The following is a 25,589-nucleotide window of genomic DNA, read 5'->3' on the forward strand; positions in this document are numbered from 1 at the left end:
TCCACGCAACTTCGCGTCGGGACTGAAGTCCCTCCCACGGTGCACCCAGCGAGTGCACCGCAAGCGCGTGTGGAAGCGACTTCCGTTGCGATGCGTGAAGGCCGAAGTGTCCGGAAAACTGCCGTCGGGACTGAAGTCCCTCCCACAGTGCGCCCAGCGAGTGCGCCGCAAGCGCGTGTGGAAGCGACTTCCGTTGCGACGCGTGAAGGCCGAAGTGTCCGGAAAACTGCAGTCGGGACTGAAGTCCCTCCCACATCCTCATGCTCACCGGCGCGGCAGGGGCTGGTGGCCGACTGGCAGCAGCGGATGCCCGGTCGCGGCTGAAGCCGCTCCTGCGACGATAGTCCCAGCTTACTGCGCGTCGGGCTGGCGTTCCGGGCGCGCCGCGTCGAATGCCGGCAGCGCCAGGCAGGCGCGCTCGATCCGCTCCAGGGTCGGGTAGGCCTGCAGATCCACGCCGAAGCGGCGCGCGTTGTAGAGCTGCGGCACCAGGCAGCAGTCGGCCAGGCCCGGCTGCTCGCCGTGGCAGAAGCGTCCGGTGTCGGGCGACTCGGCCAGCAACTGCTCCAGCGCATCGAAGCCGGTCTGCATCCAGTGCCGCATCCACTCTTCGCGCTCGGGTTGCGGCACGTTCCAGGCGCTCTCGAAGAACTGCGTCACGCGCAGGTTGTTGAGCGGGTGGATGTCGCAGGCGATCAGTTGCGCCAGGCCGCGCACGCGGGCGCGATCGATCGGCGCGTCCGGCAGCAGCGGCGGCTCCGGCCAGCGCTCGTCCAGGTACTCCAGGATCGCCAGCGATTGGCGGATCGGCTGGCCCTCGTGGCACAGGGTCGGCACCAGTTCCTGCGGGTTCAACCGCGCATATTCCGGCGAGTGCTGCTGCCCGCCGTCGCGCACCAGGTGCACCGGCAGCGACTGGTAGGCCAGACGCTTGAGCTCCAGCCCGATGCGCACCCGGTACGCGGCGCTGGAGCGCCAGTAGGTGTAGAGCTGCAGTGCCTCGTCCATGCCCGCCTCCGTCTGCGCAATCGACAACGATACCGGTGGACACCCGGGCTGCGCCGCCGCCGGTCGCCCCGGCACCGCCGCCGGCCGGGTCAGGGCAGCGGCGCCTGCTCGATGCGCTGCTCGATCGCGCCGAAGATGCTCACTCCGTCACGGTCCAGCATCTCGATCCGCACCACGTCGCCGAAGGACATGTACGGCGTGCTCGGCTTGCCGTCGCGCAGCGTTTCCACGGTGCGCTGTTCGGCGAAGCAGGAGGCGCCGCGCGTGGTGTCCTGGTTGGCGATGGTGCCCGAGCCGACCACCGCGCCAGCCGCCAGCGGCCGGGTCTTGGCCGCGTGCGCGACCAGCTGCGCGAAATCGAACTGCATGTCCTCGCCCGCTTCCGGCGCGCCGAACCAGGCGCCGTTGATGTGGGTCAGCAGCGGCAGGTGCACCTTGTTGCCCTGCCAGGCCTCGCCCAGTTCGTCGGGAGTGACGAACACCGGCGACAGCGCCGAACGCGGCTTGGACTGCACGAAGCCGAAGCCCTTGGCCAGTTCCGGCGGAATCAGGTTGCGCAGCGACACGTCGTTGACCAGGCCGATCAACTGGATGTGCGCGGCGGCCTGCGCCGGGCTGACCGCCATCGGCACGTCGTCGGTGACCACCACGATCTCGGCTTCCAGGTCGATGCCGTAGTCCTCGCTGACCACCTTGACCGCATCGCGCGGGCCGTAGAAGCCGGCGCTGACCGCCTGGTACATCAGCGGGTCGGTGTAGAAGCTCTCCGGCACCTCGGCGCCGCGCGCGCGGCGCACGCGCTCGACGTGCGGCAGGTAGGCGCTGCCGTCGAGGAATTCGTAGGCGCGCGGCAGCGGTGCCGCCAGCGCGGCCATGTCCAGGTCGAACTGGCCGTCGGCGCTGCCGTCGTTGAGCGACTCGGACAGCGCGTTCAGGCGCGGGGCGAGGTTGCTCCAGTCCTCCAGCGCGCGCTGCAGGGTCGGCGCGATGCCGGTGGCGCGCACGGCGCGGGTCAGATCGCGGGACACGACGATCAGGGTGCCGTCGCGACCGCCTTCCTTCAGAGAACCTAGCTTCATGTCCGTCCAGTGCTGGGGGCTGAGCCGGCGATTGTACGGCCAGACGGCGGCTTGGTTTCAACTGAAACGGACTCGCATTTTGTGCAGCGCGCCAATTCAGGTACACTATTTCGGTCTGCATGCGGCCGTCCGTTTCCCTCAGGGACCGCCGGCGAGGCCAGGATCGCAACGATCCGACTCGCCCGCCCCGCCCGACGCCTTTCGTGGTGCCGACGAACCCCAGCCTCGCGCTGCGGGTTGATCCACCCTCTCGCAGCGCGGTTCACGGGAACGCTCCGAGCCTCACCTACTTGCGCCTGCGCGCCGGGTCCGTCCCGGCGTCGGCGCGTTATCCGGAGCATTCTCATGTCGTTCGAATCCCTGGGCCTTGCGCCCTTCCTGCTGCGCGCGTTGGCCGAGCAGGGCTACGAAACCCCCACCCCGATCCAGGCGCAGGCCATTCCCGTCGCCCTGGAAGGCCATGACCTGATGGCCGGCGCGCAGACCGGCACCGGCAAGACCGCCGCGTTCGGCCTGCCGCTGCTGCAGCACCTGGGCACTTCGCCGCAGTCGGTGGGCCCCGGCCCGCGCAAGCCGCGCGCGCTGATCCTGACCCCGACCCGCGAACTGGCCACCCAGGTCCACGACAGCCTGCGCGGCTACAGCAAGTACCTGCGCATCCCCAGCACCACCATCTACGGCGGCGTGGGCATGGGCAACCAGCTCGACGCGCTGCGCCGCGGCGTGGACCTGCTGATCGCCTGCCCGGGCCGCCTGCTCGACCACCTCGAGCGCCGCAGCGTGGACCTGTCGGGCATCGAGATTCTGGTGCTGGACGAAGCCGACCGCATGCTCGACATGGGCTTCCTGCCGTCGATCAAGCGCATCCTCGCCAAGCTGCCCAAGCAGAACCGGCAGACCCTGCTGTTCTCGGCCACCTTCGAGGAAGGCATCAAGCAGCTGGCCCGCGAGTTCATGCACGACCCGCAGGAAATCCAGGCCACCCCGAGCAACACCGTGGCCGACACCATCACCCACCGCGTGCATCCGGTGGACGGTGCGCGCAAGCGCGAACTGCTGCTGCACCTGCTGGCCGCCGACTCGCGCAAGCAGACCCTGGTGTTCGCCCGCACCAAGCACGGCGCCGACAAGCTGACCATGTTCCTGGACAAGTCCGGGTTGAAGACCGCGGCGATCCATGGCAACAAGAGCCAGGGCCAGCGCCTGCGCGCATTGAGCGACTTCAAGGCCGGCCGCATCACCGTGCTGGTGGCGACCGACATCGCCGCGCGCGGCATCGACATCGACCAGCTGCCCAAGGTCATCAACTACGACCTGCCGATGGTCGCCGAGGACTACGTGCACCGCATCGGCCGCACCGGCCGCAACGGTTCGACCGGCGAGGCGATCTCGCTGGTGGCGCAGGACGAGGCCAAGCTGCTGCGCGCGATCGCACGCATGCTCAAGCGCGAGATGGACATCCGCGACGTGCCGGGCTTCGAGCCGGTCACGCCGATCCGCTGGGGCAACAACAACCCGCCGGACGAGCGTCCGGGCGGCCAGCGTCCGCCGCGTCGCGGCAGCCACGCCCGTCGCGGCCATGGCGATGCGCCGGCGCACGCGCATGCGCACGCCGGCAGCAAGAAGCCCGGCGGCAGCCACGCCGACGGCGCCCGCCGCCAGGGCCAGGGCCGCCGCCACGGCAACGGCGGCGGCAACCGCCCCGCCGCGCCGCGCTGATCCGTCCGCGGCCACGCGCTGCGCACGCACTCGGGCCGCCCTTCGGGGCGGCCTTTTTTGTCCGCTCCACCCGGACATCGTGCGTCTGTCGCCGCCCCCTGCGGCACGCCACTGTCTTCCGTTTCGCGCGCCCCGCATCGCGCCATGCCGCTCCGCCCCCTGACCGTACAATGCCGCCCATGGATATCTTCAAAGTCTTCACCCTCGAAGCCGCGCACCGCCTGCCCAACGTGCCGCCCGGCCACAAGTGTGCGCGCCTGCACGGGCACTCGTTCCGCATCGAGCTGCACGTCAGCGGCGAACCCGGCGCCGAGAGCGGCTGGGTGATGGATTTCGGCGACATCAAGGCGGCGTTCCGCCCGCTCTACGACCAGCTCGACCACCATTACCTCAACGACATCGAGGGCCTGGACAATCCCACCAGCGAGCGTCTGGCGGTGTGGATCTGGGACCGGCTCAAGCCGGCGTTGCCGCTGCTCAGCGAAGTGGTGGTGCACGAGACCTGCACCTCCGGCTGTCGCTATCGCGGGCCGGGTTGAAGAAGGCCGGGAATGGGGAATGGGGATTCGGGAATCGTAAGGGCGGCACCGCGCCGGCTGAGGGTTCGCGTGCTGCCCGCCTTGCGTCGTTGCGCATCTGGCGCTTTCCAGGCCCGCAGAGGCGTCCGGCAAGGGCTGGCGGAATTGCGCCAAGTAATTGATCAGAAAAGCAGTTTGAACGAATCCTGAGCGGCTTCAGAAAATTTTGTTGCATCGCAGCAGAATGAGCGTATGTTGCACTGCAACAGCAGTCGGCATTCCAACGGAGTTGCATGATGTCCGCTCAATTCAACGATCAGTTCAGCAGCTACACCCAGCAGTTCGCCGCCGCCGCGGCGCGTGCCAACCGCCTGGCGCTGGAGAGCGCCGAGAGCGTGTTCGGCGTGCAGTTGAAGACCTTCGAGAAGAACGTGTCGGCCACCACCGGCTTCCTCGGCGAGCTGACCGAGGCGCGCGATCTGGGCACCGTGCAGGCGCTGTGGCCGAAGGGCCTGCAGATCGCCCGCGACAACTTCGAGCGGCTGGCCACGGCCAACCAGGAAGTGTTCGGCCTGGGCCTGAAGGCCTCCGAAGCCATCGGCCAGCTCGCCAAGCACCAGTTCGAAGCGGCGACCGAACAGGCCGCGCCGAAGGCCAAGCCCGCCGCCAAGTAACACTAGTTTTCGACGTCGCTGCGGTTCGCCGCCCGACGCACGCTCGGTCTGCATGGGTCCCTCCCCCCGTGCAACCCAAGGCCCGGTAGATCCCTCCCTCTACCGGGCCTTTTTTATGGGCGGGATTCGGGAGTGGGGATTCAGGATTGGTTGATCGCGTGCGTCTTGGCGTTCCTGTCTTTCCTGATGAGAGAGGCTTCAGCTCCGGTGCTTTGCCAGAAGCCGGTAGATCGCCTCTTCGACCGGGCTTCTCCATGCGCTTGCTTCGGGAGTGAAACCCGGCATTCGGGATCAGCCCATCTTGCGGATCCTGGACGCCCTGCTCTTGTGGGAGGGGCTTCAGCCCCGACGCGGCATCGGTCAGGCGTCGGGACTGAAGTCCCTCCCACAAAAGCCGGCAGCGCAGTGCCACCGGCAGTTGCTCAGCCCGGCGACATGCCCGCCCACGGCTGGAATTCCGCTGCCAACTGCTCGGCCTGCGGTTGCGGCCGGTACGGCAGGCGCCCCCAGCACGGCATCGGCAACCGCGCGCGCAGCATCGCCATGTTGTCGTCGATGCGGTCCATCGCCGGGTCGATCTCGTTGCCGATCCAGCCGATGCACTGCAGGCCATCGGCGGCGATCGCCGCGGCGCTGAGCCGGGCGTGGTTGAGGCAGCCCAGGCGCAGGCCGACCACCAGCACCACCGGCAGCCGCAGCGCGCGCGCCAGATCGGCCTGGTCCAGCGTCGCCGACAGCGGCGCCGCCCAGCCGCCCACGCCCTCCACCACCACCACGTCGGCCTGCGCGCGCAGGCGGTCGAACGCGGCCGCGATCGGCGCCAGCTCCAGCTGCACGCCGGCATCGGCGGCGGCCAGTTCCGGCGCCAGCGGCAGCGGCAGCGCGTACGGATTGAGATCGTCATAGGCCGGCCGCGGCGCGCTCGCCTCCTGCAGCGCCAGCGCGTCCTCGTTGCGCCAGCCGTCGGCCTCGCGCGCGCAACCGCTGGCCACCGGCTTCATGCCCACCGCGCGCTGGCCGCGCGCGCGCAGGGCGTGCAGCAGCGCGGTGCTGGCGATGGTCTTGCCGATGCCGGTATCGGTGCCGGTGACGTAGAAGGCGGGAACAGCCATGCGAAACCCTGTCGGTTGGCCGGCGGGACGCGCGGCGGCGCGCAGGATAGCCGGGTGCGTCGCGCGCGTCAGCCGCCGCGGTGCCGGCGGACGCAGCGCGCTGCTAGACTCGCGCGATGTTCGCCTCGTCCTCGCTCACCGGCAGCAAGCCGGAACAGTACGCCCAGTTGCTCGACCAGGCCCGTGCCCTGGTCGCCGGGGAGCCCGACCGCATCGCCAATGCCGCCAACCTGGCTGCGCTGGTGTATCACGCGCTGCCGCGGCTGAACTGGGTCGGTTTCTACTTCTACGACGGCAAGGAACTGGTGGTCGGCCCGTTCCAGGGCCTGCCCGCGTGCGTGCGCATTCCGCTGCACAAGGGCGTGTGCGGTGCGGCCGCCAGCAGCGGCCAGACCCAGCGCATCGACGACGTGGAGGCGTTCCCCGGGCACATCGCCTGCGATGCGGCCTCGCGATCGGAACTGGTGGTGCCACTGCTGCGCGACAGTGCGCTGGTCGGCGTGTTCGACCTGGACAGCCCCGACCTCGCCCGCTTCGACGCCGACGACCAGCGCGGCCTGGAAGCGATCGCCCAGGTCTTCGTCGACAGCCTGCGATGAGTACCACCAAGCTGCGCAACATCGGCCCCAAGAGCGCGGCCTGGCTGCGCCAGGTCGGCGTGCGCACGCAGCAGGACCTGGAGGCGGCCGGCGCGGTCGGCGCCTTCGTCAGGGTCAAGCGCGCCGGCTTCAAGCCCAGCCTCAACCTGCTGTATTCGCTGGAAGGCGCGCTCAGCGGCTGCCACTGGCAGGAACTGTCCGAGGCACGCCGCGCGCAGTTGCTGGGCGAACTTGAGATCGCAACGGCGGCGCTGCCGGCGCAGCGCGGCCTGCCGGTCGCCGGGCCGGTGGCGACCACCCACTTCGACCGCGACGACACGCGCGACGACGACGCTGCCGACGGCGCCTACGCGCACGACACGCACGACACGCCGATGGGCGACCGGCACGGCGACGACGACGGCCACGGCACTCACGCCGACTGAGCCGCGCAGCCAGCGGCGATCGCGTACAATCGCGCCGCTTCAAGGTGACCCACCGGCTCCGGCCAGCGGGTTGAAACGGGAAGCCGGTGCGTCTTGCGACAAGGCCGGCGCTGCCCCCGCAACGGTAAGCGATCCGCGCTGACGACCTGCGCCACTGTGCCCTGGGCATGGGAAGGCGTCGCAGCCGGGAGGTCCGCCTCCCCGATCGCGAGCCCGGAGACCGGCCTTGCAGTTCACTGGTTGCGATGCGGAGGGCGTCGCGGCGTGCCGCGCCGTGTCCGGCGCCGTCCGCTTGCACCTTCCGTTCGCGACTCCCTTGCCGTCACAGCGCGCAGCCGCGCGCCGGAGTTGCCACCCATGTCGTCCCGCCTGCTTTCGGTCGCGATCGCGTCCGCCCTGTCCCTGCCCGCGCTGGCCCACGCCGCCGATGCCGCCACCGACCTCGACCAGGTCCTGGTCACCGCCACCCGCACCCAGATTTCGGTGGAGGACAGCGTGGTGCCGGCGCAGGTCATCGACCGTGCCGAGATCGAGCGCAGCCAGGCCACCTCGCTGGCGCAGCTGCTGCAGGGCCGCGCCGGCATCGGCTTCTCCAACCAGGGCGGCCTGGGCAAGCTGACCACGCTGAACCTGCGCGGCAGCGAGTCGGACCACGTGCTGGTGCTGGTGGACGGCGTGCGCATCGGCTCGGCCAGCGCCGGCCTGGCCGCGTTCCAGGACCTGCCGCTGAGCCAGATCGAGCGCATCGAGATCGTGCGCGGCCCGCGCTCGAGCCTGTACGGCTCCGACGCGATCGGCGGCGTCATCCAGATCTTCACTCGCCGCGGCGGCCAGGGCTTCCAGCAGAACCTGAGCCTGGGCGGCGGCAGCCACGGCCTGCGCGAGGCCGGCGCCGGCTTCAGCAACCGCGGCGAGCGCGGCTGGCTGGCCGTGCAGGGCGGCTACCAGAAGACCGACGGCATCAATGCCTGCAACGGCTCGGCCACGCTGTTCGCCGGCTGCTTCGTCGACCAGCCCGACCGCGACGGCTACCGCAACGTCTCGCTGAGCGCGCGCGGCGGCTACGCGCTGACCGACACGCTGCGCATCGAAGGCCAGGCGCTGAACATCGACAGCCGCAACGAGTACGACGGCGACGCGCTGTTCGCCGGCAACGAGGCCGACAACACCCAGCAGGTGTTCAGCGGCAAGCTCGACTGGACGCCCTCCGATCGCCTGCACCTGGCCGCGCAACTGGGCCGCAACGTCGACGACGCCGACAGCTACTACCGTGCGCCGGGCGCACGCACCCGCAGCTTCGTCAGCACCTTCGACAGCCGCCGCGACACCGCCGCGCTGCAAGGCGACATCACGCTGGCCGAAGGCCATCTGCTCAGCGTCGGCAGCGACTGGCAGCGCGAGCACGTTGCCAGCAGCACCGCCTTCGACGTCGACAGCCGCGACAACACCGGCGTGTTCGCCGAGTACCAGGGCCGTTTCGGCGCGCAGCAGGTGCAGGCCAGCGTGCGCAGCGACGACAACGAGCAGTTCGGCGAGCACACCACCGGCAGCCTCGGCTGGGGCCTGGCGCTGGACCATGGCCTCAAGCTCACCGCCAGCGTCGGCACCGGCTTCAAGGCGCCGACCTTCAACGACCTGTACTACCCGTTCGCCGGCAATCCGGAACTGAAGCCGGAGCGCTCCAAGAGCGGCAACCTCGGCATTGCGCAGTATGCCGACAGCTGGAACTGGACCTTCAACGCCTACGAGACCCGGGTGAAGGACCTGATCTCCTACGACGCGGTCAGCTTCCTGCCGGTCAACGTGGACGAGGCGCGCATCCGCGGCGCCGAACTGACCGGCTATGCGTTGCTGGCCGGCTGGGAACTGTCGGCGCAGCTGAGCCACACCGACCCGCGCAACCGCAGCGACGGCGGCAACCGCGACAACTGGCTGGCGCGCCGCGCGCAGAACACCGCGCGCCTGGACGTGGACCGCGGCATCGGCCCGGTCAAGCTCGGCGTCAGCGTGTTCGGCAGCGGCCACCGCTTCGACGACGCGGCCAACCGCGTGCGCCTGGCGGGCTACGGCACCGTCGACCTGCGCGTGGAGTACGCGTTCACCCCGGACTGGACGCTGCAGGCCAAGGCCAGCAACGTGTTCGACCGCGACTACCAGACGGTGAACTGGTACAACCAGCCGGGTCGCGAATACGCGCTGACCCTGCGCTACGCGCCGGCAGCGCGCTGAGCCGGCGTCCCGCGCTGCGCCGATGGCGTGGCGCGGGACGACAGTGCGGAAACCACGCGTCTTTTTTTGTAGGAGCGGCTTCAGCCGTGATCGGCTTTCCCGGGAAAGCCTGTCGCGGCTGAAGCCGTTCCTACGAAAGGCGGCATGTGCGAACACAGCGGATATAGATGCGCGCATTCTCAAAGCAGACATGCGCGACGCACGCACACGTGGTCACTCGCGATAAGACCGCTGGCTGCCGAACGCAAACAGCCTCCCTCGTGCTCATGCATCGCGGCACAAACCTGACAGTTCAGCGACCGCTGCGCGCCCGGACCCTCACCCCAACCCCTCTCCCGGGGGGAGAGGGGCTTACTGCGTCATCGGCTGAAGCCGCTCCTGCAAGCGCATCCCGGTCTTTGCGCTACACCGCAGTGTTTGGATCGCCGTCGTATCAGCGCAGCTGCAGCAGCTCGCGCAAATCATCCATCAGCAACACCACGTCGGCCGTGGCCAGATCCAGATCGCGCGGATAGCCGTAACGCACCAGCGCCACCGGCATGCCGGCGGCGTGGCCGGCCTGCAGGTCGGTCCCCGAATCGCCGACCATCAGGCAGCGCGCCGGCGGCTGCGCGAACTGCTGCGCCAGGTGCAGCAGCGGCGCCGGGCTGGGCTTGCGCTCGGGCAGGCTGTCGCCGCCGAGCACCGCAGAGAACAGATCGGCCACGCCCAGATGGCGCAACAACGGCGGCACCATCGCCGACGGCTTGTTGGTGCACAGCGCCAGCGTCACGCCATCCGCATGCAACTGCGTCAGCGCCTCGGCCGCACCCGGATACAGCCGCGGACTGCGCAACAGGCATTCGGCGTAGTGACGCATGAAGGTCGGCATCACCGTCTCGAGTGGCGTGGCGTCGCCGGCATGCCGCCAGGCGCTCTCGACCAGTTTGCGCACGCCCTCGCCGATCCAGCCGAGCACGGTCGCCTCCGGCACGCGCGGCAGGCCGAAGTCGGCCAGGGTACGGTTCAACGCCTCGGCGATGTCGGCGCCGCTGTCGACCAGGGTGCCGTCCAGGTCGAACACCACCAATGCATAAGGAAATGTCATGTCGTGCCAACACAGGGGGACAAGTGCGCATTGTAGGTGGCGCAATGTCGGACGCGGTTGCGACGCGCGCGCGCGACGCGTGCCCTGCCTTCGCTGGCACGCGATTGCGACCACGCCACGCCCGCTGCGGCAGCGCCGTGACGGCGACCGAGCGCGCGAACCGCGCTCACGCGATCCATCCCGACCCGAGTCAACCGCTCGATCCCTGCGCTCGCGCGCACGACACCCGAGAACATCACCGGTTGGCGATCCCCACCCATGTTTCAATCCACGCATCCGTGGGGACGCGACCAGGTCGATCCGCGTGCCGGAGGATGAAGTCGCTGTTGCAACCCGAGCAGCATGCCCCTGTGGGAGGGACTTCAGTCCCGACGCGGGAGCGACGGCCAGGTTCTCGGCCTGCACCCACATCCCATGGTTGTTTCAACACACGCACACGAGAGTGTGCGACCGCTGACGCTGTGCCTGCTGACCGACTCGATGTGCTTTCAATCCACGCCCCCGCAAGGGCGCGACACAGACCCGCCGTCGCCGCACCGTAACCCCACGTGTTTCAATCCACGCACCGCTCAGGGCGCGACGATAGAGGGTACGACAGTCTCCCGTGGCACACGTTCCCATGCAATCAGCCGGGAAGGCACTATCCCAGGCGACGCCACCGCCTCAACCGAACAAGCGCCCCTGCGCCTGCCCCGGCTCGCGCTCGTGGAAGCCGGACAGGCCGACGCCGACCAGGCGGTAGCGGGTGGATGCCGGCAGGTCCACCCGCTCGCGCAGCGCCAGGGCGATGTCGATCAAGGCCTGCAGCGAGTCCGGCGGTTGCTCCGGGGTGAAGCTGCGGGTGAGGATGCGGAACTGCGCGGTCTTCAGCTTCAGCACCACGGTGCGCGCGATGCGCTCGGTGCGGCGGGTGGCGTTCCAGGTCTTCTCGGCCAGTTGCCGGATCGCCGGCTCCAGCGCCTCCAGCGCCAGGTCTTCGGCGAAGGTGTCCTCGGAGGAGATCGACTGCACCGGCTGGTCCGATTCCACCGGGCGCTCGTCGATGCCGCGCGCGCGCTGGTACAGGCGCAGGCCGAAGCTGCCGAAGCGCGCTTCCAGTTCCGCCTCGCTGCGCGCGCGCAGATCGCCGACGGTGGCGATGCCCAGTTCCGCCAGCTTGGCCTCCATCACCTTGCCCACGCCGGGCACCTTGTTCACCGGCAATGGCGTCAGGAACGCTTCCACGCGATGCGGGCGGATCACGAACTGGCCGTCGGGCTTGCGCCAGTCCGAGGCGATCTTGGCCAGGAACTTGTTCGGTGCGATGCCGGCCGAGGCGGTCAGTTCGGTTTCGGCGCGGATCTGCGCGCGGATGGTCTGGGCGATCTCGGTGGCGGTGCGCAATTCGCCCTTGGGCTCGGTGACGTCCAGGTAGGCCTCGTCCAGCGACAGCGGCTCGATCAGGTCGGTATGACGCTGGAAGATCTCGCGCACCTGCCGCGACACCGCCTTGTAGCGGGCGAAATCCGGCGGCACGAAGACCGCGTCCGGGCACAGCCGCTCGGCACGCAGCGCCGGCATCGCCGAGCGCACGCCGAACACGCGCGCCTCGTAGGAGGCGGCGCACACCACCGAGCGCATGCCGCGCCAGGCCACCACCACCGGCTTGCCGCGCAGCGCAGGATCGTCACGCTGCTCCACGGACGCGTAGAACGCGTCCATGTCGACGTGAATGATCTTGCGCATCGACCCCATACCCTACGCCTGCGAACGGTGTGCGCATGATAAGCCCCGCGCTGCGCACGGACTGAGAATGCGCGCCTTGATCCGGCGCAGTGCGCGCGCCACCGCCGCTGCCGACACTACGCGTGCGTACGGATAAAACGTTTGATTGAACGCGCGAAGCTCATGCACTCTTGCGCGCCTCGACTGTCTCGCCTGGGAATGTTCCGCTCATGAGTCGTCTGTCCTCCTATTCGCGCGAGCAATTGCTCGCCAGCGCACGCGGCGAGTTGTTCGGCGCCGACGCCGCGCGCCTGCCCAACGATCCGATGCTGATGTTCGACCGCATCGTCGCCATCGACGAGACCGGCGGCGCGCACGGCAAGGGCGTGATCCGCGCCGAACTGGATATCCGCCCGGACCTGTGGTTCTTCGGCTGCCATTTCATCGGCGATCCGGTGATGCCCGGCTGCCTGGGCCTGGATGCGATGTGGCAGTTGACCGGCTTCTTCCTGACCTGGCTGGGCGCGCCCGGCCGCGGCCGCGCGCTGGGCGTGGGCGAAGTGAAGTTCACCGGGCAGGTGCTGCCCACCGCCAAGCAGGTGGTGTACGAGATCGACATCAGCCGGGTGATCAACCGCAAGCTGGCGATGGCGGTGGCCGACGGCCGCATGTCGGTGGACGGGCGCGAGATCTATACCGCCAAGGACATGCGGGTGGGCCTGTTCACGTCGACGGAGGCGTTCTGATGCGGCGCGTGGTCATTACCGGAATGGGCATCACGTCGTGCCTGGGCAACGATCTGGACAGCGTGTCGCGCGCCTTGCGCGAAGGCCGCGCCGGCATCCGCCATAACCCGCAGGCGGTCGAGGCCGGCCTGCGCAGCCAGATCGGCGGCGATGTGCAGTTGGACCTGGACGCGGCGATCGACCGCAAGCTCAAGCGCTTCATGGGCGACGCCTCGGCCTACGCCTACCTGGCGCTGCGCGATGCGCTGGCCGATGCCGGCCTGGACGAGGCGGCGATCAGCGACCCGCGGATCGGCCTGATCGCCGGCTCCGGCGGCGGCTCCAGCCATTGGCAGGTGGAAGCGGCGGACCTGCTGCGCAACCGCGGCGTGCGCAAGGTCGGCCCGTACATGGTGCCGCGCACGATGTGTTCGGCGGTGTCGGCAAGCCTGGCCACCGCGTTCAAGATCAAGGGCGTGAGCTACTCGTTGTCGGCCGCATGCGCGACCTCGGCGCACTGCATCGGCGCGGCGGCGGACCTGATCCGCCACGGCCAGCAGGACGTGATGTTCGCCGGCGGCGGCGAAGAGCTGGACTGGACCATGAGCCTGATGTTCGACGCGATGGGCGCATTGTCCACCGGCTTCAACGACACGCCGGCGGTGGCCTCGCGACCCTACGACGCCGCGCGCGACGGCTTCGTCATCGCCGGCGGCGGCGGCATGCTGGTGCTGGAGGACTACGAGCACGCGGTGGCGCGCGGCGCGCGCATCCACGCCGAACTGGTCGGCTACGGCGTGACCTCCGACGGCGCCGACATGGTGGCCCCGTCCGGCGAAGGCGCGGTGCGCTGCATGCACATGGCGCTGCAGGGCGTGGACGCGCCGATCGACTATCTCAACACCCATGGCACCTCGACGCCGCTGGGCGATGTCACCGAGCTGGATGCGGTGCGCGCGGTGTTCGGCGATGCGGTGCCGCCGCTGTCCTCGACCAAGGCGCTGTCCGGGCATTCGCTGGGCGCGGCGAGCGTGCACGAGGCGATCTACTGCCTGCTGATGCTGCGCGACGGCTTCATCGCCGGCTCGGCCAATATCGACACGCTGGATCCGCGCGCCGAGGGGTTCCCGATCGTGCGCGAGAGCCGCGACGCGGACTTGCGCACGGTGATGTCCAACAGCTTCGGCTTCGGCGGCACCAACGCCGCGCTGGTGTTCGCCAAGACCTGACCGTACCCAGGCCGCACGGCGCCTTTGAGGGCGCCGTGGCGCGGCTCAGCGTTCCAGTTGCTTCACGTCGTGTCGCCCGGCGGCCTCGTTCTTGTGCGGTTCCGGCTTGGCCGGTGGCGCTGAGGGCGGAGGCAGAGGCGGAGGCGGCGGAGGTGGTGGCGGTGGTGGTGGCGAACTCGGCTTCGGTGGATGCCGCTCGATCCACTGGATCGTCGCCGGCGACGGCGGCCAGGATGGCGATGCCGATGGCGCAGACGCAGGCGGCGGCACCGGCTGCAGTCCCATCGATTCGCGCTGGCGGCGGTCGCTGTCCTGGCGTTGCAACTCCTTCGCCAGTTCCTTGTTGTAGCGGGGATTGAGCGCGTCCGGCGGCGGGATCTGATGCATCCGTTCGCCCGGCGGCGTCCATGCCGGCGTGGCGCTCACGGCCTCGGACGCGGACGCCTGCGGTGGAGGGGGCGCCCGCCATTGCGGCGCCAACTGCCGCTGCAGCGGTGCCGGGATCTGCGCTGGACCAGCGGCAGTCGCCGCGCTTTCCAGCGGGCGGTAACGCGCGCGTTCGCGTGCCCACGGCTGGCCGCGATAGTGCGTGTCCCAGTAGCGGTCCAGCGCGAAGCCGACCGTGGGCACACCGAGCGAGGCACCGGGCGCGACGCCCTGCCCCTGTTCGTGAAAGTCGATTGCACCAGCCGGCAGCCAGCCGCGTTTCTCGCGCCAGCTGACATCGCACCAGGCCCAGTCCCGTGTGCAGCCATGCACCTGCAACGCGTCGTCGGTGGCCGGCGTGGCCACGCGCGGATACTCCGGCGCCGGGCCGGCGCGCAGACTGGCGCCGATGCGAACCGTGCCGCTGCCGTCCTGCGCCAATGCCGGCGCGGCCATGCCCAACAGCAACGGCGTCCACCACCCTGCTCGCTTCATGCGGTCCTCCTTGTGCAGTGCGGCAGTGCCCTGCGCCGCGATCGCGGCGGCGAAGATCGACGTGCCGCTGTGCTGTGTTCTAGCACAGAGGAGCTGGGATTCGGGATTGGGGATTGGGGATGACCAGCCTGCGGCTGTTGAAAGCCGGGAATCGGGAACCGGGACGGCAGCGTAGTCCGCGGAGCACAATCGCTGCAAAGCGATCCAGTGCGCCGATAAAAAACAGCTGCTTTTGTGGGAGGGGCTTCAGCCCCGACGGGCTTTCCCGGGAAAGCCCGTCGGGGCTGAAGCCCCTCCCACAATGCAATCGCAACCACTACGCCTGCGCAGGAAAATCTCGAATCCCGGTTCTCAACGGCCGCAGGCTGGTCATCCCCAATCCCCAATCCCCAATCCCGGCTTATCCGGCCATGCCGCTGTGCCGCAGCAACGCCTCCAGCTCCGGCGCACGGCCGCGGAAGGCAGTGAAGTTCTCCAGCGCCGGGCGGCTGCCGCCGCGCGAGAGGATCTCGCGCAGGAAGCGCGCGCCGGTGTCTGCCAACTGATCCGGCGCTTCCTCGAATGCGGCATAGGCGTCGGCGCTGAGCACCTCGGCCCACTTGTAGCTGTAGTAGCCGGCCGCATAGCCGCCGGCGAAGATGTGGTTGAACTGGTGCGGGAAGCGGTTCCAGGCCGGCGGCCGGTTCACCGCCACGGCGTCGCGCACGCGCTCGAGCAACTGCAGCACGCTGTCGGCCTGCGCATCGAAGTCGTGGTGCAACTGCATGTCGAACAGCGCGAACTCGAGCTGGCGCACGGTGAACATGCCGCTCTGGTAGTTCTTCGCCGCCAGCATCTTGTCGAACAGTGCGCGCGGCAGCGGTTCGCCGCTGTCCACGTGCGCGGTCATCGCCTGCAGGCGCGGCCATTCCCAGCAGAAGTTCTCCATGAACTGGCTGGGCAGTTCCACCGCGTCCCACTCCACGCCGTTGATGCCGGCCACGCCCAGTTCGCCGACCTGGGTCAGCAACTGGTGCAGGCCATGGCCCATCTCGTGGAACAGGGTGGTGACCTCGTTGTGGGTGAAGGTGGCCGGCTTGCCGTCGCTGCCGCGGCCGAAATTGCACACCAGGTACACCAGCGGGGTCTGCACGCCGTCGGCGCGCTCGCGGCGGTTGCGGCAGTCGTCCATCCAGGCGCCGCCGCGCTTGCCTTCGCGTGCGTACAGATCCAGGTAGAACTGCCCGATCAGGCGCCCCTGCGCGTCGCTGAGGCGGAAGAAGCGCACGTCCGGATGCCACACCGGCGCGCTGTCGGCCTCCACGCGCAAGCCGTACAGGTCGTGGATCAGGCCGAACAGGCCGTCCAGCACCTTGGGCTCGGTGAAGTAGCGCTTCACGTCCTGCTCGGAGAAGCTGTAGCGCGCCTGCTTGAGCTTTTCGCCGGCATAGGCCAGATCCCAGGCTTCCAGCGTGTCCAGGCCCAGGTGCTCGCGAGCGAATGCCTCCAGTTCGGCGCGGTCGCGCTGCGCGTAGGGCTTGGCGCGTGCGGCCAGATCGTGCAGGAAGTCCAGCACCTGCGCCGGATCCTGCGCCATCTTCGTCGCCAGCGAATACTCGGCGTAGCTGGCGAAGCCGAGCAGCGCCGCCAGTTCGCCGCGCAGGGCTAGGATGCGGCCGATCGCCGCGCTGTTGTCCAGCGCCGCATCGCCGAACTCCGAGGCGCGGATCGCGTTGGCGCGGTACAGCGTCTCGCGCAGGGCGCGGTCTTCGGCGTACATCTGCACCGGCAGATAGCAGGGCATCTGCAGGGTCAGCTTCCAGCCTGTCTGGCCGTCGCGTTCGGCCGCCGCACGCGCGGCGGCGATGCTGTCCTCGGGCAGGCCGGCCAGGCGCGCCGGGTCGTCGACCAGCAGCGACCACGCGTCGGTGGCATCGAGCACGTTCTGCGAGAACTTGGCCGACAGCGCCGACAGTTCTTCCTGGATCGCGGCGAAGCGCTGCTTGTCGGCCTCGCCCAGTTCGGCGCCGCCCAGGCGGAAATCGCGCAGCGCGTTGTCCAGCACCTTGCGCTGCGCCGAGCCGAGCGCGGCCGCGTCCGGCGATTGCGCCAGCGTGCGGTACTGCGCGAACAGCGCCAGGTTCTGTCCCAGCGCGCTGGAGAAGCGCGTCACCTTGGGCAGGTTGGCGTTGTAGGCCTCGCGCAGCGCCGGCGTGTTGACCACCGCCTGCAGGTGGCTCACCTGGCCCCAGGCACGCCACAGGCGCTCGGTGGCGTCGTCCAGCGGCGCCACGAAGCTGTCCCAGCGCACCGGCGCCACCGTCTCGGCGGCGGCCACGGCGGCCTCGGCCTGCGCCAGCAGCGTGTCGATCGCCGGGCCGATGTGCTCGGGCTGGATCGCATCGAAGCGCGGCAGGCCGGAAAAATCGAGCAGGGGATTGGTCATCGCGGAAGTCTCGGTAGCGGGGGAAAGACCGGCGCGGCCGGCCACGAAAAGCAGATGGCGGTCAGTCCAGCGCAGCACAAGGCAGCGGCGGCAGGCCGGCGCCGGCCACCGCCGCGGCCAGCTGCGCATCGGCCTGCTCCACGTCGATGCCCTGCTCGGCGTACCACTGCGGCCGGTAGTAGCTGTGCCCGTAGCGCTCGCCGCTGTCGCACAGGATGGTGACGATGGCGCCGCTGCGGCCCTGTTCGCGCATGCGCGTGGCCGCCTGCAGCACGCCGACGAAGTTGGTGCCGGTGGAGCCGCCCACGCGCCGGCCCAGGCGCGCGCTGACGTAGCGCATCGCCGCCAGGCTCAGCGCGTCGGGCACCTTGACCATCGCATCCACGCAACTGGGGATGAAGCTCGGCTCCACCCGCGGCCGGCCGATGCCTTCGATGCGCGAGCCGCCGGTGCTTTCCAGGCCGGCATAGTCGCGCCCGGCCAGCGCCTCGCGGTAGCCGTCGAAGAACAGCGACACTTCCGGATCCGCGCACAGGATGCGGGTGGGATGGCGCCGGTAGCGCACGTAGCGCCCGAGCGTGGCCGCGGTGCCGCCGGTGCCGGGGCTGCACACGATCCAGGCCGGAATCGGATGCGGCTCCTCCTGCATCTGCCGGAAGATCGACTCGGCGATGTTGTTGTTGGCGCGCCAGTCGGTGGCGCGTTCGGCGTACAGGAACTGGTCCATGAAGTGGCCACCGGTCTCGCGCGCCAGCTGCACCGAATCGGCATGCAGGTCGCAGGCGCGCCCAACCAGGTGGCAGCGCCCGCCCTGGAACTCGATCGCGGCGATCTTCTCCGGCGAGGTGGTGGCCGGCATCACCGCGATGAACGGCAGCCCCAGCAGGCGCGCGAAATACGCCTCGGAGACCGCGGTGGAACCGCTGGAGGCCTCGATCACCGGCCGCCCCTCGCGCAGCCAGCCGTTGGCCAGCGCGTACAGGAACAGCGAGCGCGCCAGGCGGTGCTTGAGGCTGCCGGTGGGATGGCTGGACTCGTCCTTGAAATACAGGTCGATGCCGGGGAAACCGGGCAGGTCCAGCGGGATCAGGTGGGTGTCGGCCGAGCGGTTGAAGTCGGCTTCGATCTTCTGGATGGCGGCGGCCACCCAAGCGCGATGGGTCATGGCGATGCGGGAGCGGAGAAATCGCACCCACGATACACGCCCGGCCACGCGCCTGGGTCATGCGCGGCAGCGGCCGCCACGCCGGCGTTCACCCGGCGTGGCGCGGCGTCGGAGCGGCGCTCAGCCAGCGGCCACGCTGAAGCCGGCGTCTGCGATCGCCTGCTTCAGCGCGGCCACGTCGATGCGCGCGGGGTCGTAGTCGATGCCGACGCGCCCGCCTTCCAGCACCACCGTGCTGGCGGCCACGCCCGGGCAGGCGTCGAGCACCCGCTGCAGCCGTGCGCTGCAGCCGCCGCAACTCATGCCGTGGACGAGGAGATCGAGATGGTGCATGTCATGCTCCAAAGTGAAGAAATCGCACCCGCGCTCACTGCGCACGCCAGCGATTCAGCAGCAGCGCGTTGCCCAGCACCGAGACCGAACTCAGCGCCATCGCCGCGCCGGCGATCACCGGGTTGAGCAGGCCGAACGCGGCCAGCGGGATGCCCAGGCCGTTGAAGACGAAGGCGAAGAACAGGTTCTGGCGGATCTTGCGCACCGTCGCCGCGGACAGGTCGATGGCGGCGGCGACGCCGGCCAGGTCGCCGTGCATCAGCACCACGTCGGCCGCCTCGATGGCGATGTCCGAACCGCTGCCGATGGCGAAACTGACGTCGGCCGCGGCCAGTGCCGGGGCATCGTTGATGCCGTCGCCGACCATGCCCACGCGTGCGCCCGGCACCGCCTGCAACTGGCGCACATGCGCGGCCTTGTCATGCGGCAGCACCTCGGCCTGCACCTGCTCGATGCCGAGCCGCGCGGCCACCGCCTGCGCCGCGTGGCGGTTGTCGCCGCTGAGCATGGTCACCGCGATGCCGCGCGCCTGCAGCAACGCCACCGCCTCGGCGGCATCCTCGCGCAGCGGATCGGCGATGGCGATGTAGCCGGCCACGGCGCCGTCCACCGCCACCCCGACCACGCTCTGACCCTGCGCTTGCGCCGTCTCTGCCTGGCGGCGCAGCGTCGGGTCGGCCGGCGCGGCGACCAGGCCGTCGAGCCACGCCAGCGCGCCCAGCGCCACCTCGCGCCCGTCCACGCGGCCGCGCACACCCTGCCCCGGCAACGTCTGCACCGCCTCAGCCGACGGTGCCGGCACGGCCGCGCGCACGCCCAAGTCGGCGGCGCGCTGCACGATGGCGCGCGCCAGCGGATGCGCCGAGCCGGTCTCCAGCGCCGCGGCCAGGCGCAACAGCGGCGCGGTCTCGGCCGCGTCGGCGACCAGCACCGCCGTCACCTGCGGCTGGCCCAGGGTCAGCGTGCCGGTCTTGTCGACCACCAGCGCGGTCAGCGCACGGGCGCGTTCCAGCACCTCGGCGTCGCGGATCAGGATGCCGGCGCGCGCGCCGACACCGGTGCCGACCATGATCGCGGTCGGCGTGGCCAGGCCCAGCGCGCACGGGCAGGCGATCACCAGCACCGCCACCGCGTGCACCAGCGCCTCGGCGAAGCTGCCGCCCAGCGCCCAGGTCGCGCCAAGGGTGATGGCGGCGATCGCCAGCACCGCCGGCACGAACACCGCGGCGATACGGTCGACCAGGCGCTGGATCGGCGCACGCGAGCCTTGCGCGGCATCGACCATGCGCACGATCTGCGCCAACAGGGTGTCCGCGCCGACACCGGTGGCGCGCGCGCGCAGCAGGCCGAGCTGGTTGACCGTGGCCGCATGCAGGCGGCTGCCCGGCGCCTTGGCCACCGGCATGGCCTCGCCGGACAGCATCGCCTCGTCCACGCTGGAATGGCCCTCGAGCACCTCGCCGTCCACCGGCACGCGCTCGCCGGCAGCGACCACGAACACGTCGCCGACCGCCAGTTCCGCCGCATCCACCTCCACGATGACGCCGTCGCGCTCGACCCGCGCGGTGGTCGGCGCCAGGTCGAGCAGCGCGCGCACCGCCGCGGTGGTGCGGCGCTTGGCGCGGGCCTCGAGCAGGCGCCCGAGCAGCACCAGGGTGATGACGCTGGTGCTGGCCTCGAAGTACACGTGCTGGCCGTGCAGGCCGGCCACGGTGACCACGGCGCTGTACAGATAGGCCATGCCGGTGCCCAGCGCGACCAGCACGTCCATGTTGGCGCTGCCGTTGCGCAGCGCGCGGTAGCCGGCGCGGTAGAAGCGCGCGCCGATCCAGCACTGCACCGGCGTCGCCAGCAACAGCTGCAGCCAGCGCGGCAGCGGCTCGGCGTGCGCGCCGCGCAGGGCGTCGCCATCCAGCATGCCGAGCATCTGCCCCCAGAACGGCAGGGTCAGCAGCACCGCTGCGGCGAACAGGCCCAGCTCGCGTCGCCAGGCACGTTGCTCGTCGCGCTCGCGCTCGGCCAGTTGCTCTGGGTCCATGGCCTGCGCGACGCGCGCGCCGAACCCGGCACGGGCGATCCGCGCGATGAGTTCCGCCGGCGCGACCGTGCCCGGCACGATCTCCACCCGCGCCTTGGCCGAGGCCAGGTTGGCGTGGCCGGCGAGCACACCCGGGGTCTTCGCTAGCACCGCATCGATGGACGCCACGCAGGACGCGCAGTGCAGGCCGCTGAGTTCAAGGGTCACGGTCTGGGTCGGCACGCGGTAGCCGGCCTGCTGGATGCGCTGCAGCAGCGTCGGCAGATCCACCTGCTGCGGATCGTAGTCCACCTGCACGCGCGCGCCGGCATAGCTGGCCTGCGCCGCCACGCCGGGCAGGCGCTGCAGCGCCTTCTCCACGCCGGCCGCGCAGGCGGCGCAGGTCATGCCCTGCACCGGCAGCGTCAGCGACGCGGTGGCGCGGCCCGTGCTCATCGCGACGGCTCGCCGGCGGCATCGCCGCGGATGTCGCCCAGGATCGGGCAGGCGTCCGGCGCGCCGTGGCCGGGGCAATCCTCGACCAGCGCCGCCAGGGTGTCGCGCATCTCGGTCAGTTCGGCGATGCGCCGATCCAGCGCCTGCAGGCGCGCGCTGGCGCGCTGCTTGATGCCCTCCACGCCATGCACGCGATCGTCCTGCAACGCCAGCAACTCGCCGATCTCCTCCAGCGAAAAGCCCAGTTCCTTGGCGCGGCGGATGAAGCGCACCCGCTGCACCGCCGCGGCGTCGTACTCGCGGTAGCCGGAGGCGCGGCGCGGGGCGGGCGGCAGCAGGCCCTGGCGCTCGTAGTAGCGCACGGTGTCGATGGCGACGTCGGCCTGGCGGGCGAGCGCGCCGATGGTGAAGCAGGCGGTTGCGGGGTCGGATCGCATGCGCACACCCTACTCCCTGGACTCGGGTCCAGAGTCAAGCCTTGCCGGATGGCGGTCGCTTGCCGCGCACGCCGGCTTCGGTATCCTCTTGTTCCTTCTGCCGCCACGTCCTGCCTGTCCGTGCCGACCTTCGCCGTCCTGCTGCGCCTGCTGCTGTGCCTGAGCCTGCTGCTCAACGGCACCGCGGCCGCCATGGCGATGCCCGGCATGCCGGCGCACGGCAGCGCGACGCACGAAGCGGCTGCCATCGTCGCCAGCGCGGCGCCGGTGCATGCGGCGATGCCCTGTCACGACGCACCGCCACCGCCGCCGGCCGACCACTGCCACGACCATGCCGGCAAGCACGGCGGCTGCGGCGGCATGGCCGGCTGCCAATGTCCGCACGCGCAACCGCTGCCGGCCTTGCTGGCGATGCCGCTGGCGCTGCCACGCTTGCCCCGCACCCTGATTGCCGCCGCTCCCCAGGCCGCGCACGGCGCGCCCGGCCTGCCGCGGCTGGAACGCCCTCCCAGCGCCTGAGCGCGCACGGCCGCCTGCTGGGCGGTCTCCCGGTGGCAGCGCACAGGCGCTGCCGCGTCCGAGCCTGCAGCGCCCATCGGCGCTGCGTGGCGCATCGCATCCGCTTACGGACATCGCACATGAACCCATCTTCTTCCGGCCTGCCGGCGCTGCCGTCGCGGCGCCGCTTCGTCACCGGGCTGGCGCTGGGCGCCGCCGCCGGCCTCACCGGGCTGCCGCTGCGCAGCGCCCACGCCAGCGCGCTCGCCCGCAACGGCGCCGCGCCCTACGTGCTGCACGGCACCGACCTGGACCTGAGCATCGGCAGCACGCGGGTCAACTTCACCGGGCGCGAGCGCCCCGCCATCGCCGTCAACGGCAGCGTGCCGGCGCCGCTGCTGCGCTGGCGCGAAGGCGACACCGTCACCATCCGCGTGGCCAACCGCCTGCCCGGCCACACCCAGACCTCGGTGCACTGGCACGGCCTGCTGCTGCCGGCCAACATGGACGGCGTGCCGGGCATGAGCTTCGACGGCATCTACCCAGGCGAGACCTACCAGTACCGCTTCGCCCTGCGCCAATCCGGCACCTACTGGTACCACAGCCATTCGCTGCACCAGGAGCAGGCCGGGCTGTACGGCGCCATCGTCATCGACCCGCGCGAGCCGCCGCCGTACCGCTACGATCGCGAACACGTGCTGCTGCTGTCGGACTGGACCGATCTGGATCCGGCGGCGCTGTTCCGGCGGCTGAAGCAGATGCCGTCCTACGACAACCTGTACCAGCGCACCGTCGGCGATTTCCTGCGCGACGCGCGCGAGGACGGGCTGCGCGCCACCCTCGCCGACCGCGGCATGTGGGGGCGCATGCGCATGACCCCCAGCGACCTGTCCGACGTCAACGGCAACACCTACACCTACCTGCTCAACGGCATGACCCCGGCCGGCAACTGGACCGGGTTGTTCCGCCCCGGCGAGAAGGTGCTGCTGCGCTTCATCAACGCCTCCAGCATGAGCTACTTCGACGTGCGCATCCCCGGGCTGAAGATGACCGTGGTCGCCGCCGACGGCCAGTACGTGCACCCGGTGAGCGTGGACGAGTTCCGCATCGCCGCGGCCGAGACCTACGATGTACTGGTCGAACCCAGCGGCCAGGACGCCTACACGGTGTTCGCGCAGGACATGGGCCGTACCGGCCACGCGCGCGGCACCCTGGCCGTGCGCGAGGGCCTGCAGGCGCCGGTGCCGGCGAACGATCCGCGCCCGCTGCTGCGCATGCAGGACATGGGCCATGCGATGGCCGGGCACGCCGGCATGGACCACGGCGCCGGCACGGCAATGCACGGTATGGAAGGCGGTTGCGGCGCGAGCATGCACATGCCGGGCATGTCGCACGCCGCGCACGCTGCCGCCGCACCGGCGCATCCACGCAGCGAACGCGGCAATCCGCTGGTGGACATGCAATCCTCCGCCACTGCGCCGCGACTGGATGACCCCGGCATCGGCCTGCGCGACAACGGCCGCCGCGTGCTGACCTATGCCGACCTGCACAGCCTGTTCGAGGACCCGGACGGACGCGAGCCGGGACGCGAGATCCAGTTGCACCTGACCGGCAACATGGAGAAGTTCGCCTGGTCGTTCGACGGCATTCCCTTCGCCAGCGCCGAGCCGCTGCGGCTGAACTATGGCGAGCGCCTGCGCATCGTGCTGGTCAACGACACGATGATGCAGCACCCGATCCACCTGCACGGCATGTGGAGCGACGTCGAGGACGCGGCCGGCCGCTTCCAGGTGCGCAAGCACACCGTGGACATGCCGCCGGGCACGCGCCGCAGCTACCGCGTGCGCGCCGACGCGCTCGGCCGCTGGGCCTACCACTGCCACCTGCTGTACCACATGGACGGCGGCATGATGCGCGAAGTGCGGGTGGACGCATGAGCCGCCTCCACTTCTCGCCGCTCGCCCAGGCGACCGGCATGGTGCTGCTGTTGGCGCACGCCGTGGCGCAGGCACAGCATGTCCACGTGGCCGACAGCGACGCCGATCTCCCTGCCGCGACCTGCGCCTGCCCGGCAGCCGCCGCCAGCATGCCCATGGCGGACGCGACAACGGCACCGCAGCCCGACGCGGCAATAGACCGTGCCGTGGACCACGCCGCACTGGGCCATGCCGCGCACGCGCCGGCCATGCACGCCGCGCCGGCCATGCAGACCACGGCAGAGCACGCCGACACCACGTCGCACGAGCACATGGAGCACGCCACGATGGACCACGCAGCCGCGCCGGCGTCGCAGGTCGAGCATGGCGAACACGCGCACTCCGCACACGACGGTATGCATCACGACCGCATGGACCATGCGACGCCGCCTGCACCCGAACCGACAGCGTGCCACTGTCCTGCGAGCGCCGACACATCGCTGCCGCGCGAGCCGATCCCGCCGATCACCGCCGCCGACCGTGCGGCCGCGTTCCCGGTGCTGCGCGAGCACGGCATGGCGCACGGCGCCGCGCGCACCGGCTACCTGCTGGTCGATCGCCTGGAGGGCTGGGACAACGCCCACGGCAGCGGCCAGGCCTGGGAAGCGCGCGGCTGGTACGGCGGCGACATCGACCGGCTGTGGCTGCGCAGCGACGGCGAACGCGAGGGCGGCCGCACCACGGCCTCCTCGCTGGAACTGGCTTATGGCCGCGCGATCTCGCCTTGGTGGGACATGCTGATCGGCGCCAGGCAGATATTCGCGCCGGGCCGCGCGCGAACCTCGGCGGCGTTCGGCGTGCAAGGCATGGCGCCGTACAAGTTCGAGGTGTCGGCCATGCTGTACGTCGGCGAGGGCGGCCATGCCAACCTGCACCTGGAAGGCGAGTACGACGTGCTGCTGACCAATCGCCTGATCCTGCAGCCACGGCTGGAAGCGGAACTGGCCGCACGCGACGATCCGGCGCATCGCATCGGCAGCGGCCTGACCACCGTGGAGGGCGGGTTGCGCCTGCGCTACGAAGTCACCCGCCGATTCGCACCGTATGTCGGCGTGGAGCACGTGCGCAGCTTCGGCGACACCACCGACCTGCGCCGCGCCGATGGCGAGGCGGCGCGCGAGACGCGCTGGGTCGCCGGCCTGCGGTTCTGGTTCTGAGCGGACGGCAACGCGGCGCGGCGCTGTCCGTCGACGGTCGTTCTCCCCATCCAGGGTCGGCCGCAGTTCACCCGGTACATGCGAGGGTTCGGGCGG

The 25,589-nt window shown here is 70.5% G+C and carries 22 protein-coding genes and 1 riboswitch; of the genes, 11 read left to right on the forward strand and 11 right to left on the reverse strand.

The features are described from left to right. Positions 1–351: 351 nt before the first annotated feature. Together maiA and RAB70_RS00280 are read right to left on the reverse strand one after the other, a co-directional pair. Complete coding sequence (gene maiA / locus RAB70_RS00275) at positions 352–1,008, reverse strand: maleylacetoacetate isomerase (protein ID WP_017912437.1); 657 nt, start codon at positions 1,006–1,008, stop codon at positions 352–354. Positions 1,009–1,097: 89 nt separating this feature from the next. Next, the gene (locus RAB70_RS00280; protein ID WP_017908490.1) at positions 1,098–2,087 is read right to left on the reverse strand and encodes a fumarylacetoacetate hydrolase family protein; all 990 of its coding nucleotides are present in this window, start codon (positions 2,085–2,087) and stop codon (positions 1,098–1,100) included. Between the two features lie 345 nt (positions 2,088–2,432). Between RAB70_RS00280 and RAB70_RS00285 the strand changes: the two genes are divergently transcribed. The 3 genes from RAB70_RS00285 to RAB70_RS00295 all read left to right on the forward strand — a co-directional run bounded on the left by RAB70_RS00285 (position 2,433) and on the right by RAB70_RS00295 (position 4,998). After that, positions 2,433–3,806, forward strand: coding sequence for a DEAD/DEAH box helicase (locus RAB70_RS00285; RefSeq protein ID WP_043093333.1), 1,374 nt, complete (start codon positions 2,433–2,435; stop codon positions 3,804–3,806). A 179-nt stretch (positions 3,807–3,985) separates the two neighbouring features. After that, positions 3,986–4,345, forward strand: a complete 360-nt coding sequence (queD, locus tag RAB70_RS00290) for a 6-carboxytetrahydropterin synthase QueD (RefSeq protein ID WP_017916250.1) — start codon at positions 3,986–3,988, stop codon at positions 4,343–4,345. A 275-nt stretch (positions 4,346–4,620) separates the two neighbouring features. Beyond that, positions 4,621–4,998 (forward strand): phasin family protein, encoded by a 378-nt coding sequence (locus RAB70_RS00295; RefSeq protein ID WP_026143664.1) that lies wholly within the window; start codon positions 4,621–4,623, stop codon positions 4,996–4,998. Positions 4,999–5,420: 422 nt separating this feature from the next. On the opposite strand, the gene bioD is transcribed toward RAB70_RS00295, so the two are convergent. Continuing rightward, positions 5,421–6,110 (reverse strand): dethiobiotin synthase, encoded by a 690-nt coding sequence (gene bioD, locus RAB70_RS00300; protein WP_148827341.1) that lies wholly within the window; start codon positions 6,108–6,110, stop codon positions 5,421–5,423. A gap of 116 nt (positions 6,111–6,226) precedes the next feature. Between bioD and RAB70_RS00305 the strand changes: the two genes are divergently transcribed. From RAB70_RS00305 to btuB, 3 genes are all read left to right on the forward strand, one after another. Beyond that, the gene (locus tag RAB70_RS00305) at positions 6,227–6,709 is read left to right on the forward strand and encodes a GAF domain-containing protein (RefSeq protein WP_017912553.1); all 483 of its coding nucleotides are present in this window, start codon (positions 6,227–6,229) and stop codon (positions 6,707–6,709) included. Beyond that, positions 6,706–7,134 (forward strand): TfoX/Sxy family protein, encoded by a 429-nt coding sequence (locus tag RAB70_RS00310; RefSeq protein ID WP_148827343.1) that lies wholly within the window; start codon positions 6,706–6,708, stop codon positions 7,132–7,134. Before RAB70_RS00305 ends, RAB70_RS00310 begins: the two co-directional genes overlap by 4 nt. Before the next feature lie 25 nt (positions 7,135–7,159). Further along, positions 7,160–7,378, forward strand: a riboswitch (cobalamin riboswitch). A gap of 113 nt (positions 7,379–7,491) precedes the next feature. Beyond that, on the forward strand, positions 7,492–9,363 hold the full coding sequence (btuB, locus tag RAB70_RS00315) for a TonB-dependent vitamin B12 receptor (protein ID WP_148827345.1): 1,872 nt from the start codon (positions 7,492–7,494) through the stop codon (positions 9,361–9,363). Between the two features lie 433 nt (positions 9,364–9,796). Here btuB and gph read toward each other — a convergent pair whose 3' ends face one another. Further along, the gene (gph, locus tag RAB70_RS00320; RefSeq protein WP_148827356.1) at positions 9,797–10,450 is read right to left on the reverse strand and encodes a phosphoglycolate phosphatase; all 654 of its coding nucleotides are present in this window, start codon (positions 10,448–10,450) and stop codon (positions 9,797–9,799) included. Between the two features lie 663 nt (positions 10,451–11,113). Then, on the reverse strand, positions 11,114–12,184 hold the full coding sequence (gene dinB, locus RAB70_RS00325; protein ID WP_192578888.1) for a DNA polymerase IV: 1,071 nt from the start codon (positions 12,182–12,184) through the stop codon (positions 11,114–11,116). A 200-nt stretch (positions 12,185–12,384) separates the two neighbouring features. Here dinB and fabA point away from each other — a divergent pair, with 200 nt between their 5' ends. Beyond that, positions 12,385–12,900 carry a 3-hydroxyacyl-[acyl-carrier-protein] dehydratase FabA gene (gene fabA, locus RAB70_RS00330; protein WP_148827352.1) on the forward strand — a complete coding sequence of 172 codons (516 nt, stop codon included), beginning with the start codon at positions 12,385–12,387 and terminating at the stop codon, positions 12,898–12,900. Continuing rightward, on the forward strand, positions 12,900–14,108 hold the full coding sequence (fabB, locus tag RAB70_RS00335; protein ID WP_148827350.1) for a beta-ketoacyl-ACP synthase I: 1,209 nt from the start codon (positions 12,900–12,902) through the stop codon (positions 14,106–14,108). The genes fabA and fabB overlap by 1 nt, the downstream gene beginning before the upstream one ends. 45 nt (positions 14,109–14,153) lie before the next feature. Here fabB and RAB70_RS00340 read toward each other — a convergent pair whose 3' ends face one another. The 6 genes from RAB70_RS00340 to RAB70_RS00365 form a co-directional block, all read right to left on the reverse strand. Beyond that, positions 14,154–15,029 (reverse strand): hypothetical protein, encoded by an 876-nt coding sequence (locus tag RAB70_RS00340; protein ID WP_225851489.1) that lies wholly within the window; start codon positions 15,027–15,029, stop codon positions 14,154–14,156. Positions 15,030–15,429: 400 nt separating this feature from the next. Next, complete coding sequence (locus RAB70_RS00345; RefSeq protein ID WP_148829612.1) at positions 15,430–17,454, reverse strand: M3 family metallopeptidase; 2,025 nt, start codon at positions 17,452–17,454, stop codon at positions 15,430–15,432. Positions 17,455–17,515: 61 nt separating this feature from the next. Next, on the reverse strand, positions 17,516–18,619 hold the full coding sequence (locus tag RAB70_RS00350; protein WP_148829611.1) for a PLP-dependent cysteine synthase family protein: 1,104 nt from the start codon (positions 18,617–18,619) through the stop codon (positions 17,516–17,518). Between the two features lie 120 nt (positions 18,620–18,739). Next, a complete protein-coding gene (locus RAB70_RS00355) occupies positions 18,740–18,952 on the reverse strand; it encodes a heavy-metal-associated domain-containing protein (RefSeq protein WP_192578971.1) in 213 nt (70 codons plus the stop codon). A gap of 34 nt (positions 18,953–18,986) precedes the next feature. Further along, positions 18,987–21,425, reverse strand: coding sequence for a heavy metal translocating P-type ATPase (locus RAB70_RS00360; protein WP_148829610.1), 2,439 nt, complete (start codon positions 21,423–21,425; stop codon positions 18,987–18,989). Continuing rightward, positions 21,422–21,862, reverse strand: coding sequence for a heavy metal-responsive transcriptional regulator (locus RAB70_RS00365; RefSeq protein ID WP_148829609.1), 441 nt, complete (start codon positions 21,860–21,862; stop codon positions 21,422–21,424). Before RAB70_RS00365 ends, RAB70_RS00360 begins: the two co-directional genes overlap by 4 nt. A 120-nt stretch (positions 21,863–21,982) precedes the next feature. Here RAB70_RS00365 and RAB70_RS00370 point away from each other — a divergent pair, with 120 nt between their 5' ends. The 3 genes from RAB70_RS00370 to RAB70_RS00380 all read left to right on the forward strand — a co-directional run bounded on the left by RAB70_RS00370 (position 21,983) and on the right by RAB70_RS00380 (position 25,493). After that, positions 21,983–22,381: a CopL family metal-binding regulatory protein gene (locus RAB70_RS00370; protein WP_148829608.1), complete on the forward strand. Its 399-nt coding sequence runs from the start codon at positions 21,983–21,985 to the stop codon at positions 22,379–22,381. Positions 22,382–22,500: 119 nt separating this feature from the next. Beyond that, complete coding sequence (locus RAB70_RS00375) at positions 22,501–24,297, forward strand: copper resistance system multicopper oxidase (RefSeq protein ID WP_148829607.1); 1,797 nt, start codon at positions 22,501–22,503, stop codon at positions 24,295–24,297. Then, the gene (locus RAB70_RS00380) at positions 24,294–25,493 is read left to right on the forward strand and encodes a copper resistance protein B (RefSeq protein WP_148829606.1); all 1,200 of its coding nucleotides are present in this window, start codon (positions 24,294–24,296) and stop codon (positions 25,491–25,493) included. The genes RAB70_RS00375 and RAB70_RS00380 overlap by 4 nt, the downstream gene beginning before the upstream one ends. The last annotated feature ends 96 nt before the right edge of the window (positions 25,494–25,589 follow it).

It is taken from the genome of Xanthomonas sontii, assembly GCF_040529055.1.
Classification (GTDB): domain Bacteria; phylum Pseudomonadota; class Gammaproteobacteria; order Xanthomonadales; family Xanthomonadaceae; genus Xanthomonas_A; species Xanthomonas_A sontii.